General features: G+C 45.7%; 10 protein-coding genes. 6 read left to right on the top strand and 4 right to left on the bottom strand.

Annotated features, from left to right (window positions below; translation table 11 throughout):
• The first annotated feature begins 241 nt into the window (after positions 1–241).
• On the top strand, positions 242–5,323 hold the full coding sequence (locus ACMXI2_RS28190) for a translocation/assembly module TamB domain-containing protein (protein ID WP_483779219.1): 5,082 nt from the start codon (positions 242–244) through the stop codon (positions 5,321–5,323).
• On the top strand, positions 5,307–7,784 hold the full coding sequence (gene tamL / locus ACMXI2_RS28185; protein WP_483779218.1) for a translocation and assembly module lipoprotein TamL: 2,478 nt from the start codon (positions 5,307–5,309) through the stop codon (positions 7,782–7,784). Before ACMXI2_RS28190 ends, tamL begins: the two co-directional genes overlap by 17 nt.
• 46 nt (positions 7,785–7,830) lie before the next feature.
• Here tamL and ACMXI2_RS28180 read toward each other — a convergent pair whose 3' ends face one another.
• Entirely contained in the window at positions 7,831–9,567 is a 1,737-nt protein-coding gene (locus tag ACMXI2_RS28180) for a thiamine pyrophosphate-dependent enzyme (protein ID WP_483779217.1), read from the bottom strand.
• Between the two features lie 150 nt (positions 9,568–9,717).
• Here ACMXI2_RS28180 and ACMXI2_RS28175 point away from each other — a divergent pair, with 150 nt between their 5' ends.
• The gene (locus tag ACMXI2_RS28175) at positions 9,718–10,110 is read left to right on the top strand and encodes a septal ring lytic transglycosylase RlpA family protein (protein WP_483779216.1); all 393 of its coding nucleotides are present in this window, start codon (positions 9,718–9,720) and stop codon (positions 10,108–10,110) included.
• A 37-nt stretch (positions 10,111–10,147) separates the two neighbouring features.
• Here ACMXI2_RS28175 and ACMXI2_RS28170 read toward each other — a convergent pair whose 3' ends face one another.
• A complete protein-coding gene (locus ACMXI2_RS28170; RefSeq protein WP_483779215.1) occupies positions 10,148–10,744 on the bottom strand; it encodes a type 1 glutamine amidotransferase domain-containing protein in 597 nt (198 codons plus the stop codon).
• Positions 10,745–11,010: 266 nt separating this feature from the next.
• Here ACMXI2_RS28170 and ACMXI2_RS28165 point away from each other — a divergent pair, with 266 nt between their 5' ends.
• Both ACMXI2_RS28165 and corA read left to right on the top strand, forming a co-directional pair.
• Positions 11,011–12,270 (top strand): DUF3472 domain-containing protein, encoded by a 1,260-nt coding sequence (locus ACMXI2_RS28165; RefSeq protein ID WP_483779214.1) that lies wholly within the window; start codon positions 11,011–11,013, stop codon positions 12,268–12,270.
• A 299-nt stretch (positions 12,271–12,569) separates the two neighbouring features.
• The gene (gene corA / locus ACMXI2_RS28160) at positions 12,570–13,676 is read left to right on the top strand and encodes a magnesium/cobalt transporter CorA (protein WP_483779213.1); all 1,107 of its coding nucleotides are present in this window, start codon (positions 12,570–12,572) and stop codon (positions 13,674–13,676) included.
• Here the strand turns inward: corA and ACMXI2_RS28155 are convergent.
• Positions 13,673–14,179: a DUF2480 family protein gene (locus ACMXI2_RS28155; protein ID WP_483779212.1), complete on the bottom strand. Its 507-nt coding sequence runs from the start codon at positions 14,177–14,179 to the stop codon at positions 13,673–13,675. The two genes, corA and ACMXI2_RS28155, sit on opposite strands and share 4 nt — an antisense overlap.
• A gap of 138 nt (positions 14,180–14,317) precedes the next feature.
• Positions 14,318–16,408 (bottom strand): peptidylprolyl isomerase, encoded by a 2,091-nt coding sequence (locus tag ACMXI2_RS28150; RefSeq protein WP_483779211.1) that lies wholly within the window; start codon positions 16,406–16,408, stop codon positions 14,318–14,320.
• A gap of 771 nt (positions 16,409–17,179) precedes the next feature.
• On the opposite strand from ACMXI2_RS28150, the gene nadA reads away from it, so the two are divergent.
• Entirely contained in the window at positions 17,180–18,181 is a 1,002-nt protein-coding gene (gene nadA / locus ACMXI2_RS28145) for a quinolinate synthase NadA (protein ID WP_483779210.1), read from the top strand.
• Positions 18,182–19,332 lie beyond the last annotated feature (1,151 nt).

Raw genomic sequence — 19,332 nt, 5'->3', positions numbered from 1 at the left:
TTTTCCGTTCGCCAATCTGTGCATATTACTACTCGCCCCATTCTGTTTTCGCCACCAAAAAAAGTATGTCCGTTACCGTATTTAATGTATTCTTGCAATTACCAGTTATACTGGTGACCATAAGGTATGGATTTTGTTGTACCGGCAGGCAAGCGCCCGGTTGCACTATCCTGCCGGTAAAGTAAACCATAAGCACGCTTTTGCGTTTATATTCAGTAATTTACTTTTGTAATATATCATAGTGACAGAACCAGCAGAAACCGGAGAAAAACACGGCCGCCCCTGGTGGCGATGGCTTATATGGATTGTTGTTGCGGTGCTCCTATTGCCCGTAATGGCTGTTTTATTATTACAACTGAACGGCGTCCAGAATTATTTAAGAGAACAGGGAGAATTATACCTGCGGAAGAAACTGCACACAAAAGTGCAGATCGGCTACCTGCGCGCACGTGGCTGGCAGTACCTGGAACTGCGTAATGTATATGTGGCAGATACCTCCAACCAGGCCCTTTTTTACACCGGTTCCCTCAAAGTGCATTACAACCTGCTGTCGCTGATCAGCAACGAACTGAAAATAGATAAACTGGAATGGGATACCTTGCTGGTAAATGTATACCGGCATCCCGGCGATTCCGCTTTTAATTACCAGTTTGCGGTTGATGCATTTGTAACACCCTCTGGTAAAAAAGATACCCTGGCCCCGGAAACCGGTACCTCCTTACAGTACCGGCTGAAAGACATTTCATTCCGTAAAGTAAAAGTAAGCTATGCCGATGCACAAGGTGGCATGTCTGCCATACTCATCTGGGATAGTTTACATGTTGATCCGGACGACCTGCTTATAGATGACGGCATTTACGCATTCAGGGGTATTACCCTCGATGGACTAAAAGGCTTTTTCCGGCAACAATACATCGCTCCTGTTATAACATCGGCCGCTCCGCCTCCGCCTCCTGCTGATACCAACAGTGCATCCCTGCACCTGCTCCTGAAAAAACTACAGATCAATAACAGTAATTTCCTGTATGCAGATGAAGGTTCCGGTATTACCACGGCCTGGAAAATAGGCGCGCTGCAATTACGCAACAGCAACCTGGACCAGGACTCCACCCGGATACAGGTGGGAGATCTCTCCATCAGCAATACCACTGGTTTGGTGATGATGGCGCCCGGAAAAGATTCCGTTCCTGTCGCGCCAAACGACACCACGCCAAATACATGGCAGGTATTTGCCACCCAGGTAAATCTCGATAAGCTGGCTTTACGCTATGATAATGGCGGAACGGCGCCAAAGACCGCAGGACCTGATCCTGACTTTAACCACCTGTTCCTGACCCGCTTCTCCAGTAAAATCAGCAATATCCGGTATAAGCCCGATAGCATTATGGTGGGTATAAAGTCACTGACCGCCCGGGATAAGTCTGGCTTTACTATCCGCAAAGCCAATATGGACGTACTATTTACGCCTTATACACTAGCGCTGCGCAATTTCCTGCTGCAAACCAATAAAAGCATATTCCGCAAACAGATCATTGTAACCGTGCCCTCCTGGTCAGGCATTTCCGACCACCTGGATCAACTCGGGCTGGATGCTAATCTCGACTCTGTGCATGTAGCGCTGGGAGAGTGGCTGCCTTTTGTTCCTGATGCCCGCAAAAATAAATCATTCGACCAGCTCTGGAATAAACAACTAACGCTGGCGGCTATACTAAAAGGAAATCTTGGAGAACTGAATATTAAACAGCTTTACGTCAACGATCACGAAGGCAACCTGATTAAAGCAGACAATGGCCAGCTGTTCCATGCTACAGATCCCGACCGCCTCAATGCCGATCTTCCTACACTTCATATACAAACAGGAAACAAACCATTGCGCGCCTGGCTGCCTGCCGGTACGCTGCCAGATACGCCACGCCTGCCGGAAAACATGCTGATTACCGGTATGTTCAAAGGTGGTATGAAAGACCTGGTTACCCAACTGCAGCTGAAAAGCGAAACCGCCAACGCCAATATCAATTCGCGCCTCGTTAATATCACCGACAGCATCCGCAGCAGCTATACTATCAGTATTCCCTACTTCCGCATAAACCCCGGCGCCATGCTATACGATACCACCTACGGCTGGATGTCCGGAAAAATGAGTGCTACCGGTGAGGGCTATACGCTAAAACAAATGGTAGCCAAAGCCACCGTACAACTGGATGAAGCTACCTATAACGCCTATACGTATCATGATGTAAGTGTAATGGCCGGTATCAACAAAGGCGACTTTGAAGCACAGGGCGAAAGCGCAGACAGCAGCATCACCGCCACTTTCGATATCAGCGGGCAACTGGTGGATACTACCATCCAGGGACTGAAAGTAAATATGGAACTGGCTAAAGCCGACCTTTATGCCACCCACTGGTATACAGAACCGTTAACTATACAGGGAAACCTCCTGGCAGATTTTAACAGCATTGAACCACAGCGCATTGAAGGCAACGCCTTTTTAACAAAATGGCAGATAGCCACACAGGGACAGGTATTTCCGCTGGACAGTATCTCCCTGCTAACAGAATACAAGGATCAGCAATACATTACTTTAAAAAGTCCGTTTGGCCTGATCAGCGCCAACGGCCATATCGATTATACAAAGGTGGGCGCCGCATTCACCAACATTATCAGCAAGCCCTTACTGCCGGCCGATTCGGGCGTTATTGTACAGGTTCCCGGCGGACAATCACTGCAATGGAATGCTTCTTTACAATGGCCAAAGAGTTTGCAGCAGATGATCCCGACACTGCGCATGGAAGTGCCACTGGTGATGAATGGCCGCCTTAACAGCGACAGCAGCCTGCTTACCGCAAATGCATATCTTCCGAAAGTTAATTACGATTCCCTGCAGGTCGACAGTCTGCGTATGGGCGTTTCTATCCTGGATACTTCTATGCGGCTTGGGGCTTCCCTCGCCCATATGGCACACCCTTCATTCCCGCTGCAACACACCTATTTCACAGCGTATGCCAATACCGGTGTGGTTGATTTTGACGTTGTGCTGGATGATATTAAAAGACAACCCAAATATAAACTGGGCGGCATTTTCACCTTCCTGAAAGAGAATGCCATGCAGCTATCCCTTAAACCCGGACTGCTGCTGAATAAACAGGAATGGACGGTGGCAGAAAACAATATTCTCCGGATGAAAAACGGCGCACCGGATACCGCAAATATCAAACTGTCGCAGGGCGATCAGTCCATCCAGATTGTGACCCAGCCGGATACCAGCACAGTTCCTTCAATTCAGGCCAACATTGCCAATTTCAAATTGTCTACCATTACCGCACTGCTGGCAACAGACACGCTGCTGGCCAACGGTATCCTGAATGCGGAAGCCACAGTCAGGAACTGGAATCAGTCGCCGCTGATCCACGCTACACTGAAAGTAGACAGTCTAACGGTGAAGAATACACGCATGGGAACACTGGATGCCAATGTTGAAAACAGTGGCCCGGGGCAATATAAACTTATAGCCGGATTAACCGGTAACGATAATGATATAAAAGTAGATGGTACCTACGACACTACTATCAACGCCCAGCTTGATATCAACAAACTGAGCATTGCCTCCCTGGAACCATTCATGATGGGCAGTATGACGAAAATGTCCGGCAACGCCACCGGGCAGTTCAATATTACAGGTCCTCCTTCCGCTCCCAAAGTATTGGGAAGCCTGCATTTTGATAATGCCGCCGGCATGGTAACCATGATTGGCAGTACTTTCCATCTGCCGGATGAAGATATTGTGATAGATGAAAGAGGTATATTGCTGAATAACCTGGTAATAGCCGACAGTGCCAATAATGAACTGGTAGTAGATGGCCGCATCAATACCAGGAACTTTACCCGCTATAGCTTTAACCTCGATGTTACCGCCGATAACTTCATGGCACTTGGCCGGCAACAAAACCCGGATCAATGGATTTATGGTCCTGCTTATATAGATAGTAAGGTGAAGGTCCGCGGCACACTGGATCTGCCAAGAATTGATGCCATCGTAAAGTTACGCGACAAATCCAGCGTTACCATGACGCTGCCACAGGAAGAACCAGGACTCGCCAACAGGGAAGGCGTAATAGAATTTGTGGATAAATCCAATCCTGTCGATTCCGCACTACTGGCCCGTGAGGATAGCCTCCGGTTTAAAACCACGCGGTTAAAAGGCATGTTCCTATCCGGCAACCTCGATATTACACCAGAATCTGTTCTTAAAATTATTATCGATTCACAGAACGGTGATTATGTACAGGCAAAGGGCACCGCCAGTATCAATGCCACACTGGACCCCAGCAGTAAGTTAAGTCTTACCGGCCGCTACGAAATAACAGAAGGTAAATATGAGATGTCGCTCAACCAGCTCATTAAACGCTCTTTCGACATAGAAAAAGGCAGCTTCGTGTCTTTCAATGGAGACGCTACCAGCGCCGATCTGGACATCACCGCCAAATATACGGTGAATGCTCCGGCCTACGATCTCGTGGCAGACCAGCTCCAGAGCATGTCTGCCGAACAACGCAATACCTATAAACAACGGATGCCATTCCAGGTGTACCTGATGATCAAAGGCAACCTGATGAAGCCGGATATCAGCTTCCGCCTGGATCTGGCAGAGAAAGACCGGAATACGCTGAATGGAACACCGTATAACCGCCTGAAACAAATTAACCAGGTGCCTTCTGAACTGAATAAACAGGTGATGGGACTGCTGGTGCTCAACTCCTTTATTCCCGATGATCCTATGAATACACTCGATGGCGCCGGCGGGGGAGTAGGACAGGCAGCGAAAAACAGTGTAAGTAAAATACTTTCACAACAGCTCAATAACATGGCGGGCAACCTGATCAAAGGAGTGGATCTCAACTTCGATCTGCAGAACCAGGAAGATTATTCCACCGGCACTGCACAGGAATCTACCAATCTGAAAGTGGGCGCCTCCAAACAATTATTCAATGATCGTTTATCCGTTTCCGTTGGCTCCAATATCATGTTGCAGGGAAACCAGCAAAATGCCAGCTCCCTGATCGGCGATATTTCTGTGGAATATAAACTTACGCGCGACGGACGTTACCGGATAAGGGTATATCAGCGCAACGATAGCCAAACCGTGCTGGAAGGACAGGTGGTGGAAACCGGAGTAGCTTTTGCACTGATCATGGACTATGATGAATTCCGTGAAATTTTGCAGCGGTCTAAATCTGATGCTCAAAAACAGAAACTCCGCGATAACAAAAAAAATAAGAAAGACGATAAAAATACGACAACGCCTGATGCGAAAAGTAAATAGCCATATCATCATTTACTGTAGCCTGGTTTGCCTGGTAATCAGCTCCTGCAGTACCACGCGTACCGTACCCGAAGGAGACCGGCTATATACTGGCAGCGAAGTAAAATGGATCACTGATAGCATTGCTAAAAAAAGACCGAAAGATTATAGCTCCCTGATGGAAGGACTGGATAAAAGAATCCGCCCTAACAGGAACCGTAAATTCCTCGGTATGCCCATAAAGCTGTGGCTGTATAATTTAGGCAATGAACCCAGGGGGAAAGGGTTGAATTACCTGCTGCGTAAAAAGTGGGGAGAACCGCCCGTTTTGCTGAGCCAGGCCAAACCCGACTATACTTCGCAGGTGCTGGAAGAATACCTCGTGGATAATGGCTATTTCCAGGCAGGGGTTACATCTGCCGTTAAATTGTCCGGTAAGAAAAAGGCTTCCATGAATTACGCCGCTACGCCCAATCACCGGTATACTATAAAAAGCGTCACCTATTTAACAGATAGCAGCGCCATCGGCAAAACCGTTACTTATACCAAACCGGAAAGCTCATTGATCATTGGCGCCAATTATTCGCTCGATTCAATCAGGGCCGAACGGGAACGCATACACGCCGCACTAAAAGAACAGGGTTATTATTACTTTACCCCCGATTATTTACTGGTACAGGTAGATAGTACCAATAGCGGTACCGTAGATCTGTTTGTGAAGATAAAAGATAACACACCCCTGGCAGCGCTCCGCCCTTACAGGATGCATGACATAGTACTGTTCCCTGACTACTCGCTGGACAACGACTCCGCTTCTACACAGGGGACTCCCGTAAGATACAAAGGCATTTACATTGTGGACTCTGCCCACCGGTTCAAATCATCTGCATTTGACCGGTCCGTGTTTTTACGGCCGGATAGTTTGTATCGCCTGAGCTCACATAATATTACGTTGCAAAGGCTGATTAACCTGGGCGTATTCAAATTTGTAAAAGGGCAGTTTTCGCCGGTACGGGATACTTCTCTTCACAACTTAACAGGAGGTAACCCAAATGTTACCGGCGCCAGGGACAGCTCCAGGAGGCGGGATGCTTCCGGCAGAAATTTGAACCGGCGCGATAGCACATATTCCCGTGATACCTCCCAGGCCAGCAATTACAGGGCGATGGTAAATAACCGGGTGGCGCTCGACAGTGGATGGCTGGATGCAAAACTTTTCCTCACCCCATACAAGCGGCGTTCCCTTCAAACAGAATTACGTGGTACGTCCAAATCTAACGGCTTCATTGGATCACAGATACAGATAACCGCTAAAAACCGTAACTGGCTGCATTCTGCGGCATTGCTGGAAATAGGATTGCGTGGCGGCCTGGAATGGCAAACCGGTAATAAAAATGCAGGCGGATCCAATTCGTACGGCCTCGGTGGAGAAGTGGCCGTTACTTTCCCGCGGTTCATTACGCCTTTCCGCGGACTGAATATCCGTACCCCTTATGTGCCTAAAACAAGAATAAGCGCCAGCTATGAACTATACAGCCGTGCAGACCTGTATAACCTTAACGCGTACACGTTACAGCTACAATACCTGTGGCAACGGACACAATACCTGAGTCATATTTTTGCACCGGTGGCGCTTACATATGTACTGCCTACTAAAACAACACCGGCATACGACAGTATCCTGGCAAACGATCCAAGTCAGCGCAACGCTATTGAAAAACAATTCATCCTGGGAGGGAACTACACCATCACTTACAACAACCAGCAGGCCAACCGGGTACACAGCTTCTACCTGAGTGGGAATATAGATATCTCGGGGAACATAGCCGGATTAATCATTCCAAAAAATGATACCGGGCAAAAAACATTATTTGGAAATTCATTTGCGCAATATGAAAGGTTCACCGCAGAAGCGCGCCACTACTGGCAGTTAGGCAAGGGTAAACAATGGGTAAACCGCCTGTTACTCGGATATGGTTTACCATACGGCAACTCATCCACCCTGCCTTTTGTAAAACAATTTTTCACCGGTGGTAGCAGCAGCATCAGGGCATTCAGGGCGCGTACACTCGGGCCGGGATCATATCACAATCCCGCGGTGGATACTTCGGCCCTGCTGGCCAATGAAGCCGGTGATATTAAGCTGGAATTCAACTCCGAGCTGCGTGTACACGTAGCCAGTGTATTTAATGTGGCTGCCTTTGTAGACGCAGGTAACATCTGGTTGCAGAAAGATGTGCCGGATAAACCAGGCAGCAAATTTGCCTTCAACACTTTTTATAAAGACATTGCCGTTGGCGGGGGTGTAGGCATACGCATAGATGCATCTATTGTGGTAGTACGCCTCGATCTGGCCATTCCCTTCCGCATTCCTTACCTTCCGGAAAACGAACGCTGGGTATTTGATAAAATAAATTTTGGCGATCCCGACTGGCGCAAAAAGAACCTTATTCTTAACATTGCTATCGGGTATCCGTTTTAATATTACGGGGAGATGGTCCTGAAATCATCTCCCCGTAAATTCATACTCACAGCACATCTTTCAGGTGCTTGTAGTTAGATTTCACCGCATCAAATACATCCTCATATCTTCCGCTGAGGATTAGTTTTCCCATCCACAGCGCAAATCCTTTCATCTGGGCAAACTCCACTTTCGGCGGCATGGCCAGCGACTCCGGATTGGTAAATACATTTACCAGCACCGGCCCCGCTGTTTCCGCTGCCTGGGATAAAATGCTTTCCACATCTTCCGGCTTATGGATCGTAAACGCTGTGAAACCCATTGCCACAGCAACGGCCCCAAAATCAGGATTTACCATGTCGGTTTGCCAATCGGGGAGACCGGCCACTTCCATTTCAAGCTTTACCATGCCCAGGGCCCGGTTATTAAATACAATTACTTTTACCGGCAGTTGATATTGTTTAATGGTCATCAGGTCGCCCAGCAACATCGTTAACCCTCCATCGCCACACAGCGCAAACACTTCCCGGCCCGGTTGCGCCAGTGCTGCGCCAATGGCCTGCGGCATGGCGTTGGCCATAGAACCATGATTAAAAGATCCCAGCAGCGTGCGTTTGCCCGTGCCTTCGAGGTAGCGTGCCGTCCAAACGTTCGTCATGCCCGTATCTACGGTAAAAATGGCATCATCAGCCGCAATTTTATTGAGGGTAGAAGCCACAAACTCAGGGCTGATGGCGTTTTCCTTGCCGGTGTCTTCCACGTAGGTCTGCATTTTCTTCCGCACTTCCCGGTAAAATGCTACCATCTCATCCAGGAATCGCCGGTCGGTATTTTCTTTCAGCATTGGCAAAAGCACCTTCAGCGTATCCGCAATATCCCCGCACAGCCCCAACTCCAGTGCAGCCCTGCGCCCGAGCCTTTCCGGCTGGATATCTATCTGGATAATCTTCGCCTTCTCAGGAATAAAAGGCGTGTAAGGGAAATCTGTTCCAAGCAGTAGCAATACATCTGCTTCATGCATACTTTTATAAGCCGATGCAAGCCCCAGCAGGCCGGTCATGCCCACCTCATTGGGATTGTTGTACTGAATCCCCATTTTTGCCCGGAACGAATATGCAATGGGCGCTTTTAACAACTGGGAAAGGGCTACTACTTCGTCGTGCGCTTCTACGGCGCCCAAACCACAATAGATAGCAATTTTCTTCGCATCGCCGAGCAATCCGGCCAGTTGCTTTAATTCCGGAACAGAAGGACAAATAACGGGTTTCGGATGATACAGCTTCGTGGCAGTAGGAATTTCCTTTGCATCAGCGGCGGCCACATCTCCCGGTAATCCTAAAACCGCCACACCATGCTTATGCACGGCATGTTGCAAGGCCGCCTGCAACATCCTGGGTGCCTGTTCTGCAGTTGCAGCAACCTGGTTATAATGACTGCAATCGTCAAATAACTTAATGGTATTGGTTTCCTGGAAATAGTCGCTTCCAAATTCATTGGTGGCACAGGTAGATGCAATGGCCACCACCGAAGCGCCCGACCGGTGTGCATCATATAAACCGTTAATCAGGTGAACGTGTCCGGGCCCGCTGCTACCGGCGCAACAGGCCAGTCCGTTCAATTGTGCTTCCGCACCTGCAGCATAAGCGCCTACTTCTTCATGCCGTACATGAATCCATTGGATCCGGCCATCACGGCGCACGGCATCGTTGATATGATTTAAACTATCGCCGGTTACGGCATAAATACGCTTGATACCGGCGGTTGCCAGCATCTCTACTAATTGATCCGCTACAAGTTTTGCCATAAATAATTTGTTAGGATGAGTGCCAGATAAAAACAGCTGATCTCTCACATTGTTCAGCTGTCTGCCATTCATCAAATTCCCCGCCACTGGTCATTGAAAGCCTCGGAAAATTGACTTATTTTTAGGTCCTTGTCTAAATCGCTATCCGCCATGCGTATCCCTGCACCCTTACAACGCAATTGGGTATTGCTGTTCATTATCCTGATAATGACGGGCGCCTCTTCCTGTAGCCGGAAAATTACCGAAACCGGAAAAGCTTCCTATTACGCCAACTCTTTCGATGGAAAACGTACCGCAAGCGGTGAAACCTTCCACCAGCGGGCACTTACAGCCGCACATAAAACGCTCCCTTTCGGTACGCGCGTTACCGTTACTAATATTGCGAATGGAAAAAGTGTAAAGGTCCGTATCAACGACCGGGGGCCGTTTGTACCGGGGCGGGTTATTGATCTTTCACATAAAGCAGCTTCTAAAATAGGCATGCTGAATACAGGTGTTGCCAATGTGGAAGTGAAATACAAAAAGAAGAAAAAGAAAAAATAAAAGCAGGAGTGAGGCGCCTCACTCCTGTATGTGATAATTATCCCAATTGGTGTACTCCTCCTTTACGTGCTTCATTGCCACGCTGATCGTGGGGGCCTTCAGCAATTTCTTCAATCATCTTCTTGCAAAACGCCGGCAAATCCTTTGGTGTCCGGCTGGTAACCAATCCTTTGTCGGTCACCACTTCTTCATCCACCCATAACGCACCGGCATTTTCAAGATCCGTTTTTAACGATGGATAAGACGTAACCTTCCGGCCATCAAGTTCATCAGTTTCAATCAATGTCCACGGACCATGACAAATGGCCGCAATAGGTTTGCTTTCCTCGAAGAAACCGGTAACAAAAGCAACTACGCGGTCGTTGGTGCGTAAACGATCCGGATTTATTACGCCTCCCGGCAATACCAGCGCATCATAGGAAGATGCCGCCACTTCTTTTATATCCTTGTCTACCGGGTAGTCTTTCCCCCAGTTTTTTTCTGCCCAGGCACGAACAGTTTTCCCTTCCGGGGAAACAATATCTACTGTAGCGCCTGCATTCTTCAACGCTTCCAGCGGCTTTGTAAGTTCCACTTCTTCAAATCCATTTGCCACTAAAATAGCTACCTTCTTATCTTTTAATTGGTTTTCCATAAAATAATGTTTTATATAGTTTTTGGAAATATTCTGCCTCCGGCAGATAAATACCGCGGCAGTATCCTTATCTGCCACAAAAACAATTCCCGTTACCTTCTCTTACGCGCACAGTACCTCTCACAAGATCAGTACGTTTCTTCCCTGTATAAATTAATGCACATACCGTTGATTCTATGGGAATCTCATTCGATTGTAATTTTTTCCCGGCAAAATTGCATTTGGAAACAGATGCTGCTTTATTTGTTGACATACAATTAAGAACAATGAACAAGAAAACACTCCTTGCAGCATCGCTGGCTATTTGCGTTGCTGTAAACAACGCCTTTGCACAGGCGCCTGTGGCTGAGCTGCCCGGCTTTGCCGCCTATGCCGATCCGGTAGAAGAACATGTAGAGATCAGTGAACGCCACGGCGTTGTACACTGGACGGATAACAGCAACACCGTTAATTTCTATTTTCATGTAGCCACTCCCGGCTCACTCAAAGTGTCACTATCAGCGAAAGCCGATGCCGAAAGCAAAGTATCTGTTTCGGTAAATGGTACAGAAAAAATAGTTAGCATTCCTACCAATGATAATTTCGTAAATATCCCTGTTTTACAAACAACTATTAAAAAAGCAGGCTTCTATTGTGTGTCGTTAAAAGGAGTGGAGAAGAAAGGAAATGTATATGCGGATGTTAAAAATGTAACCCTTTCCGGCACCGCCACCAAAGATATTCAGTACAACGCCAAACCCTGGCGCCGTGCGGCTTCTGTACATTTAAATTATCCTGTTCCGGAAGGTAAAAATGTAGAGTGGTTTTATGGAGAAATTAAAGTGCCGGAAGGTGAAGATAAACTGGGTACTTATTTCATGTCCTGTGGATTTCACAGGGGATATTTTGGTATGCAGGTAAATTCTCCTGCCGAAAGAAGAATTATTTTTTCCGTATGGGATGCTGGCGGGGAACCGCAGGAACGCAGCAAAGTAAAGTATGAAGACCAGGTGGTAATGCTGGCAAAAGGAGATAGTGTGGACGCCAGCGGGTTTGGCGGCGAAGGCACCGGTGGACATAGCCATTGGGTATACAACTGGAAAGCCGGAGATACTTATCGTTTCCTGATGCACAGTGTGCCAACAGGCAGTACCACTACTTACACTGCCTACTTTTATGTACCGGAACACAAAGAGTGGAAACTGATTGCCAGCTTCAGAGCCCCCAAAGACGGGAAGTACATGGGGCATCTTTATTCTTTCCTGGAAAACTTCTCCTTTGAAAATGGTCACCTCGGCCGTAAAGGATACTTCGGTAACCACTGGATCAAAACAAATACCGGCGAATGGATAGAGCTTACCAAAGCAAAATTCTCCAATGATGCTACGGCTAAAGCGAAAGACAGGCTTGACTATGGTGGCGGTTCAGAAAACGGATGGTTTTATTTATGGAACAGTGGCTTCAAACCAGCCAACGCACAATATGGCGATTTGTTTGAACGCCCGGCCACCGGCACTCCACCGGTTATTGAGCTGCCAAAGTTTTAAGTAATTATATAGTTCATCATATTTAATCCTTGTCGCCCGGCTGTAACAATGCCGGGCGATTTCTTTTTTATCTTTCTGAAAAATAGCCCTTCCCGGGATCAGGCAAATAGTCTATATACCCCATAGGATTTAAGTTACGTATTTATTTTCAGCCCGGTGCGATTGGTTTCCGGCAAAAGCCGGGGCTAAACAACTTTCCTTCAACAGGTGTAATTAATTAAGATATAGCAGGCATTCTCACTACTATTAACCGATTTTTACTTTAAATTCGGTGATCAATCCTGGTAACATCAGCACATATGGCCTTCAAAAATAAATTGCCTATTCCCGGCGTAGTACAAGTGCTAAACCCATTCAAGGTGAAGAAGCAACGCATCATGAACTTTAACCCGGCAGAAGAAGTAACTACCCGCAAGCCGGCGGTAGAGACCAAGATCACCGTTTTTGATTATAATATCAGTCTTTGCTCAGAGCTGCTGCTAAACAAAATAGAAGAAACTTTCAAATATGCAACCGCTCCGCAACTAAGCTGGATCAACATTGATGGTATCAAGAGAGAGGAGGTGCATGCCATATGTGAACAGTTTATAATCCACCCATTATTGGAAGAAGATATTTTGAGTGTAGGGCAACGGGCAAAGATGGATGAAATCAATGACCGGATGTTTTGTTTGCTTCCAATGATTTATTTCAACAGCGAAACTTCTTCTATAGACCTGGAACAGGTGAGTATTGTATTAGGCAGAAACTTTGTGATCTCTTTCCAGGAAGACCCCGCACGGGATGTATTTGATCCGGTGAGAGCAAAACTTTTAATAACGGGATCCAGGATCCGCAATGGTGGCGCGGATTATCTCTGTTATTCATTACTGGATGTAATTATTGATAATTATTTCATCGTGATGGATAAACTGGGAGAAAGGATTGAAATGATGGAAGACCTGGTTCAACATCAACCCAACACCCGTACGCTGGCGCGGATTAATTATTTGCGCCGCCAGGTTTTCCTGTTCAAACGGGCTATTGCACCGGTAAGAGAACTGGTGAACGGTTTTCTGAAAAGCGAAAGTGATCTGCTGGATGATAAAGTAACTAAGTACTATAAGGATATATACGATCACATCATTCAATGTAATGATCTGGCAGATAACTACCGGGATATGGTGTTGAATTTACAGGAGATGTATCATACACAGCTGAACCTGAAGATGAACGAAATCATGAAAGTGTTGGCGGTGGTTACTACGTTAATGGCGCCGCCAACACTGCTCGCTGGTATATATGGAATGAATTTTCACAACATGCCTGAACTGGCATCTACCAACGGTTATTACTATACCCTGGGAGGCATGGGCATATTATTGGTGCTGATGATAATGATATTCCGGAAAAGAGGCTGGTTTTAGCTCTTCTTCTTATATACGGGTACAGTAGAGCAGGGCTCTCCATACATGATACTCTTTACTACCGGGCGCAACAGCCGGGTAATTTCCGCATAGGCAATTTCTCCCACCCGTTTGTCACCACATCCTTTAATAACAATCCTTTTGTCAGTAAAAGCGGAAAGGTCAATTTCTCCCAGGTTCCTGAGATACAATGTATTATGTATAAATTCAGCGTTGCCGAAAGCTGCATAGGCCGCTACAGGCTCCAGGTTGGTCATTACCAGCATATAAGCCCATAAAGGAATAACGGCATCCGCGGAGCATATTAACCCTACATTTTTTCCACGGTACTGTTCCCAATCGTGCAACTGCATCGCCGCCCGGAAATCCTTTTCCTTCAGGATAAGTCCCATAAACAGGTAATCCTTCATATCAAAAACAACAATTTCTCCCTTTGGGTAAAACTGTTCCAGATCAATGGTTTCCAGTCCACTCTGCGCTACTTTATTTATGATTTCTTCCATTTTAGCCCTATTTAAGAATACAAATTTACGAATATCGGCGCAGGAATAGGAATAAGGGGAGAAAGGGGGAAGGAAGGAGGAACAAAAAGGGAAGCAGTAGTGCTTCCCTTTTCTTATGTCAGTAAAAAATGTAGTGGTTTAGAAGAATTTACCCCGGGTATCCTTCACATCGCTTTTCTTTTTCAACACTTCAAACAATTGCTGATCCAGCATGGATTTAATACCCTGTTCGTAAGCTGCCTGTTGGGAAGCGATATCCTGAGCCGGTTGACCAGACGGCTGGAAGCTATCTACCTTAACCACATATACACCTGCATTTCCTTCAATTGGAGCGGATACTGTTGCAGTACCCCATTTCTTATTGAAAGATGCACCGGCAACACGTGGCTCAAAGCCCAGGGAAGCGATGAACGGAGTAGCGAAAGAAACGCCTTCTGCATTCAGCACCGGTTGGTTGGTTGCTTTTGCTGCAGCATCCAGCGAAGCCGGGGTTTGCAGTTTAGCTATGATCTGCTCTGCTTTCTTATGTTTCTTAACTTCAGCTTCTACCTGAGGTCTAACATCTGCGAGCGGAGCAGTACCTTCTTTACGTACATTGGTTAAAACGGCCACTACGTATTTATCATCGAAGGTGAATACTTTGCTTACATCACCTTGTTTGGATTCGTAAGCCCAGCGCACCAGTTCGCGTGATTGTCCGATGCCAGGGATCACGAAATCCATTGGACGCACATTATCAGCGATTCTTTTATTCAGCTTTTCCTGTTGTACTGTTTTCTCAAAAGCTGCAGCATTGCCGCTTTTACCGGCGAAACCGCTGGCAGCGCTAAAGGCGTTGTTATTGGTTTCTTTGCTGGCTTCTACAGACTTACCGAGATAAGCTACTTTAATAGCCGGACCAATATTTTTCTGATCCAGGATTTCAATAACATGATAACCAAACTGCGTCTTTACCACTTTTACCTGGCCTTTAGAACCATCGAAAGCGAAGTCTTTGAATTCAGGCACAAATTGAGAAGATGGAGTCAGCTCATATTCACCACCGGTTTGTTTACTTCCCGGGTCATCAGAGAACTGATCAACGAGCGCTTTAAAGTCGGCGCCGCCTTTTACAGCCAGCTCCAGGCTATCTGCACGTTTTTTAGCAATAGAGTCCGGTAAACCACCCTGGGCGCCGGAGGCGATGAGGATGTGACGAACTTTTACGCTGTCGGGCATATTTTTACGATCCACCATTTTCGCAAAAACGATCAGGTTATTATCGTAGTATGGTCCGAAAACGGTTCCTACCGGCAGATTCACGATAGAATCTTTCATAGGAACTTTTGCTTCGTTTCTGGAAATATATCCGTCGTAATATTTAATATCTGAATTGCGGTTAATAAACCCTGCAATATTTTCTTTTGTGGTATCCAGCTCCAGCTTCATTGCCATAATCTGCTGGATAGCAGCAGCTGAATCGGCGGCAGAAGGGATCGCATCAAAGGATACATATTCTATTTTACGGGATTCTTCTACTTTAAACAGTTGCTTGTGATCCTGGATAAAACGATCGAGTTCCGCGTCTGTTACCTTAATAGTAGAATCGGCGATGGTAGCATAAGGAACGCTTACATAAGATACCGTTGCTGTTTGACTGTTATCTTTCTGTTGTTGTTCTGCCAGCCATTTTGGATAGTAAATACCTTGTTTAACAAGGGTTACATATTTCAAACGCTCCTGGTATTTGGCAATATAGCTTTCCAGTTGGTGTAACCCTTCACGGATCTGCGGATTGCTGCCTGCCTGTGAAATAGCCTGTTGCAACGCATTGCGGTCAAACTGGCCATCACGGGTAAATTGTTGCACAACTACCGGGTTGGGGTTTTTACCTTTGATTTGGTCCACAACTTCTGCTTCAGTTACGTCGATACCCAATGTTTTGTATTGAGCCTGCATAATTTGTTCATTCAAAAACTCGTTCCAAACCTGTTCGCGGATATACTGACGTGTTTGTTCGTCAATATTGGGCATTTGCTGACGCGCGTTGTTTTCTGCGTCCTGAATACGACGTTGATACTCTGCTAAATCGAGATCTTCACCATTTACTTTACCCACGCTGGTATCGCGGCGGGATAGAGAACTTTTGCCAAAAAAGGCATCCTGCAACAGGAAACTAACAATAGCCAGGCAAATCACTACAACGATCATGACGGCGTACTTGTCCCTGATTTTCTGAATTACTGACATATATTATATAGTCTACATTTTTAAGGATAGCAAAAATAGAATAAATAAACTGTAACTGCAAAAGAGTATTTTTTGTCCTGAAACTCAATACAGTAAAGGATTTCAGGTGGTTATAACACTTTTATGGACTATGTAACATTCACAGGTTTTCCACATGACGGGGTTATTAACAACTTCTTCTTTTCCACGAGCCAAATATTTTTAAATGTTGATTACAGCAGGTATTCCGGCGAAATTAAGTGTCAGAATCTAAAAAAGGGTTATTCACAAATGTTAAAAAAGCAGATTTTCTAATCCACATAAAATTGTGAATAAAACAGGGCTAATTTAAGCGGGTATGCATTTTGACCATTTTTCATCCCCGGGAGTTTCTTTTCCACAATTGATGTGTAAAAACCCCTGTAAAACGCAAAATAAGGTGGGAAAAGGTGCCTCTGTCCACAGGTAAAACTAATTTTGTTATTGTGGTTAAATTTACCCTTAAAAATCAAAGCATGGAAATGTGGGTAGCAAATGCCTTCTTTTAACATTTTCCTAATACACGGTTGACGAAAAAGATTTTCACCAGAGAGGATATCCACGTATGTGGATGAAAGTAGGAAAAGCCAGTATTGGCGCGGAAATGGCATGTTAATTTCGTGTGGAAAGCGTAATAAAAAGGAATAACAACTACATTTGTACGTGAGCCGGAAATTAAATTTCCACATATTCACAGCCCTAATAGTAGTGGGCTTTTCTTTTAAATATTTAAAGAAGTATATAGCTATGATTATGGAAATCGCTGACGCGAAAAAAAATTTGCAACGCAACGGATTTTTGGATATATCAGTCGATCCCTCCCTGGATTTGTTTGAAGCGATAGAAAATTTGAAAAAGAAGAAAAACGCTATCGTCCTGGCACACTATTACCAGGAACCCGATATTCAGGATATCGCAGATTACATCGGAGACAGTTTGGGCCTCAGTCAGCAGGCCGCCAAAACTGATGCTGACATGATTGTTTTTGCAGGCGTACATTTTATGGCTGAAACCGCAAAAATTCTCAGTCCCCGGAAGAAAGTGCTGTTACCCGACCTGAAGGCGGGTTGTTCCCTGGCCGATAGTGCCCCTCCGGAGCTGTTTAAGAAGTTCCGGGACCGTTATCCGGACCATATCGTGATTTCGTATATCAACTGCTCTGCAGGTATCAAAGCGCTCAGCGATATCATTTGCACGAGCTCCAATGCCGAGAAAATCATCGAAAGCGTTCCCCGCAACCAGCCGATCATATTTGCCCCCGACAGGAATTTAGGGGCCTATCTGATCAAAAAAACGGGTAGAGACATGGTTTTATGGAATGGCGCCTGCATGGTACATGAGATTTTCTCCCTGGAGAAGATCACGAAACTGAAGATTCGCCATCCCAAAGCCAAAGTGATCGCCCACCCGGAATGTGAACCTGCAGTTCTGGCCATTGCGGACTACATCGGATCCACTACCGGTTTACTGAAGTTTAGCCAAAAGGATGATGCGCAGGAATATATCGTTGTTACTGAAACCGGCATACTGCACCAGATGCAGAAAGAGAATCCCGGTAAAACATTTATTCCCGCTCCACCCAATAATGCGTGCGCTTGCAACGACTGTCCACACATGAAATTGAATACGCTTGAAAAATTGTATTTGTGCATGGAGTACGAACAGCCGGAAATTACAATGGAAGAAAGCCTGAGAATAGCCGCTAAAAAGCCAATTGAACGCATGTTGGAAATTAGTGCACAGGCTGGGCTTTAATATAACATGTTGATTTACACTGTTATTTAGATTTCACTTTTTACATATAGGAAGTTAATTGTTTACAGAAGGCCGTGAGAATTTAATATTCTCACGGCCTTCGTGTTTAGGTACGAACCGGTTAATTCTCAGCGCGTTACGAAGGCCGTGAGAAACTCATATCCGCAGCATAGCTGTATCATTCTTCGTAAAAGCCAGCACGGCCTGATATTTTTTGATGTTAAAAACCCCTTGAAATTGTTTTTTAGTGCCCTGAGAATTGAAAAAAAATAATCGGCATTGGGTAAACGAAGGATTTGAATGAATATTTAATTCTCAGCGCGCTGATATTGGCGTGAGAATGCGATATTTCTTTTTTATCACGCAATAGCGTGTGGAATTTTCTTCCAGGGAAGTCTCAGTAGTTATTTTTTAAGGACGTTGACAATTCAATATTTTTTGTGACGATGGGGTTTCCCCGTGCTTTCCATTTTCGTCACATTCTCGAGCCCTTTATTTTTTCACAAATAATTTGGGAATGGCTTTTTCTCCCTTTTGTCGGCTTGGTTTTCTGGTTGTTTGTAGATCTCTTCTGATCTTTTTTGAGGCAAGCGCATGCTTTCCAACAGGTCAACCAAATGATTTTTAAAGAAGGCTATGAGGATTGATTATTTTCTTTTTTACTGGGGTTCCCCCGGAATTTTAGTTTTCATTCAATTCTCAGTGGACTTGTAGTTTGCTGAGAATAAGGTGTTGATTGGGCTATCCCCGACGCGCCGGATTTCATTCAATTCTCAGCGTGTTGTCAATGCGCTGAGAATTGGATATTTAACTTCGTTGCGCAATGGTTCCTGCTTCTCCGGATTATGGTGCAACCTAACGTCACTGTTAGTGTGCTGAGAATTGAATATTTATCTTTTTATCTTTTATGAGTACAGGGGAAATATTTCAGACGATTGTCAGCGTTTAGGTAAGGGCGTGAGAATTTAATATTCAGAAAGGTTTGTGGATTTATCCTGGGATCACATTTTTGGAGCACATCTCAGCGGTTGATGAGGGGCCTGACAATTGAATTTTTTTGTTTTTTATAGAGATACTCAGCTTTTTCCTGGATGGATGGATGCTCACCTCATTGGGTATGCGCTGAGAATCGAACATTTTTCATTATGCCG

Source organism: Chitinophaga sp. G7 BAM 1005 (assembly GCF_057126945.1).
The sequence above is the reverse complement of the archived record's forward strand: the minus strand, read 5'-3'. Positions and strand labels throughout refer to the sequence as shown.

Bases quoted from the DNA above. Each gene is read 5' to 3' on its own strand.
- tamL (WP_483779218.1), top strand. From the start codon at position 5,307: ATGCGAAAAGTAAATAGCCATATCATCATTTACTGTAGCCTGGTTTGC.
- ACMXI2_RS28180 (WP_483779217.1), bottom strand. From the start codon at position 9,567: ATGGCAAAACTTGTAGCGGATCAATTAGTAGAGATGCTGGCAACCGCC.
- ACMXI2_RS28175 (WP_483779216.1), top strand. From the start codon at position 9,718: ATGCGTATCCCTGCACCCTTACAACGCAATTGGGTATTGCTGTTCATT.
- ACMXI2_RS28170 (WP_483779215.1), bottom strand. From the start codon at position 10,744: ATGGAAAACCAATTAAAAGATAAGAAGGTAGCTATTTTAGTGGCAAAT.
- ACMXI2_RS28165 (WP_483779214.1), top strand. From the start codon at position 11,011: ATGAACAAGAAAACACTCCTTGCAGCATCGCTGGCTATTTGCGTTGCT.
- corA (WP_483779213.1), top strand. From the start codon at position 12,570: ATGGCCTTCAAAAATAAATTGCCTATTCCCGGCGTAGTACAAGTGCTA.
- ACMXI2_RS28155 (WP_483779212.1), bottom strand. From the start codon at position 14,179: ATGGAAGAAATCATAAATAAAGTAGCGCAGAGTGGACTGGAAACCATT.
- ACMXI2_RS28150 (WP_483779211.1), bottom strand. From the start codon at position 16,408: ATGTCAGTAATTCAGAAAATCAGGGACAAGTACGCCGTCATGATCGTT.
- nadA (WP_483779210.1), top strand. From the start codon at position 17,180: ATGGAAATCGCTGACGCGAAAAAAAATTTGCAACGCAACGGATTTTTG.